We start from the raw sequence: 2,352 nt of genomic DNA on the forward strand, positions 1-2,352 counted from the left end.
GGGACACAAGCCGGATTTTGTTGTCATGCCCGCGAAGGTGGGGTGAGGCGGAGTTTTCGTTAACACACTTAACGTGTGTTAACGCCGCCGAACGGGTGCAACGAATTTTGTTGCACCCCGGGCAGCATCAGGTTTTACATGGTATCGCGCGCTTTGCGCGCGATGTCTATTTACACCCCGGGGTCCCCGCCTTCGCGGGGACGACAAGGATGTTTTCCCTTTTTATTCCTCACCATGGAACGCATCGTAAATCTTTTGCGCGAGCTGCGGGCTAATGCCGGGCACGCGAGCCAGGTCCTCGACCCCGGCGCGGGCGACCTCGCGCAGGCCGCCGAAATTCTTGAGCAGCGCTTGGCGGCGCTTGCCGCCGATGCCCGGAATCCGTTCGATCGTCGACGTGGTGCGCGCCTTGCCCCGCCGTGCCCGGTGTCCGGCGATGGCGAAACGGTGCGCCTCGTCGCGGATCTGCTGGATCAGGTGCAGTCCGGCGGAGGTCGGAGGCAGTATAGTGGGCCGGCTTGAACCGGACAAGAAAAGCTGTTCCTTGCCCGGTTTGCGTTCGACCCCCTTGGCCACGGCCACGAGACGGAGGTCTTCGATCTGAAGCTCCTGCAGCACCGCCTCGGCGGCGGACAGTTGTCCCTTGCCGCCGTCGATGAGCAGCAGGTCGGGCAGCTTGCCCTCGCCCTCTTTCACCCTGCGGTAGCGCCGAGTCAGCGCCTGGGTCATGGCGCCGTAATCGTCGCCCGGCTCGATGCCTTCGATGTTAAAGCGACGGTAATCCGACTTGACCGGGCCGTTGGCATCGAACACCACGCAGGAGGCGACAGTGGCTTCGCCCATGGTGTGGCTGATGTCGAAACACTCGATGCGATCGGGGATGGATTCGAGCTTGAGCGCGTCGCGCAGCGCCTCGAAGCGGCCCTGCATGTCGACTTTGCCGGCGAGGTGGCGGCGCAGCGCATCGGCGGCGTTGAACTTGGCCATTTGTATCCAGCGGCGCGGCGCACCACGCGGGTTGACGGTGAGGGCGACTTTCTTGCCGGCGTGTTCGCTGAAGGCGCGTTCGAGCAGCGCGCGGTCGACGATGGCCTCGTTCAGGTAAATGCGCGCCGGGATGGTGCGGCCGGACAGGTAATATTGCGACAGGAATGCGTCGAGCATTTCCCAGGGCGTGGATTCCGCGCCCATGCGCGGGAAAAACGACTTGCTGCCGAGGTTCTGCCCGCCGCGGATCCAGGTGACAACGATGCAGGCGGCCTCCGGTGTGGCGGCGATGGCCATGACGTCGGCGTCGCCGCCCTTCCCCGTGATGTACTGCTTTTCCTGGATGCGCTTGAGCATGGCGATGCGGTCGCGAAATAGCGCCGCCGTCTCGAAATCCTGTTTGTCCGAGGCCTGCTCCATTTGCTTGATGCTGTCGCGAACCAGGCTCTGGCTTTTGCCCTCCATGAACATCACCGCCTGCTGCACGTCGGCGGCGTAACGCTCGGGCTCGATAAGGCCGACGCAGGGGCCGGAGCAACGTTTGATCTGGTATTGCAGGCAGGGCCGCGAGCGGTTGCGAAAGAAGCTGTCGTGGCACTGGCGCACGCGGAAGATCTTCTGCAGCAGGTTGAGCGTCTCGCGCACGCCGTAGGATGACGGATAGGGTCCGAAGTAGCGCCCCTTTTCGTGCTTGGCGCCGCGATGAAAACCGATGCGCGGGTACTCCTGGTTGTCCGAGACAAAGATGTACGGGTAGCTCTTGTCGTCGCGCAACAGGATGTTGAAGCGCGGGTGCAGCGTCTTGATGAGGTTGTTTTCAAGCAGCAGCGCTTCGGTTTCAGTGTGTGTGACGGTGATCTCGATATTCTGCGCCTGCTGCATCAGCAGCATCACGCGCGCCGCGAGACCGCTGACGCGAAAATAACTCTGCACCCGCTTGCGCAGGTTGTGCGCCTTGCCGACGTACAACACCTCGCCCTTCGCGCCCAGCATGCGGTAGATGCCGGGCTTGGGCGGCAGAGACATTATTAATGCTTTGGGATGTTCGACGGGCATGGGTTAGTAAAGATTAATTTGAACCGCCAAGGATGCCAAGAACGCATAGAAAGACATATCGGGGTTAAACCAAGTTCATTTTCAGTTAGGTATTGTCATTCCCGCGAAGGCCGGGACCCAGAGCTGTTTATGTCATCGCGCGCAACGCGCGCGATACCATGTAAAACCTGTTGCTGCCCGGGGTGCAACAAAATTCGTTGCACCCGTTCGGCGGCATGAACACGATAACGTAGCCCTGCTACGCTCGTCCTGTCATAAGAGCAGTGTGTTCATGAAAACTCCGCCTCACCCCGCCTACGCGGGCATGAC

Annotated in this window: 1 protein-coding gene; it reads right to left on the minus strand. The window is 61.3% G+C overall.

All coding sequences use genetic code 11. The annotated features are described in order from the left end of the window. Nucleotides 1-222: 222 nt before the first annotated feature. Entirely contained in the window at nucleotides 223-2,013 is a 1,791-nt protein-coding gene (gene uvrC / locus WB402_RS15495; protein ID WP_424209454.1) for an excinuclease ABC subunit UvrC, read from the minus strand. Nucleotides 2,014-2,352: the final 339 nt, after the last annotated feature.

The sequence above is a fragment of the Sulfuricaulis sp. genome, assembly GCF_049587675.1.
Taxonomy (GTDB): Bacteria; Pseudomonadota; Gammaproteobacteria; order Acidiferrobacterales; family Sulfurifustaceae; genus Sulfuricaulis.

Excerpts from the sequence above, each read along its gene's own strand:
- uvrC (WP_424209454.1), bottom strand. The coding sequence starts at position 2,013 with ATGTCTCTGCCGCCCAAGCCCGGCATCTACCGCATGCTGGGCGCGAAG.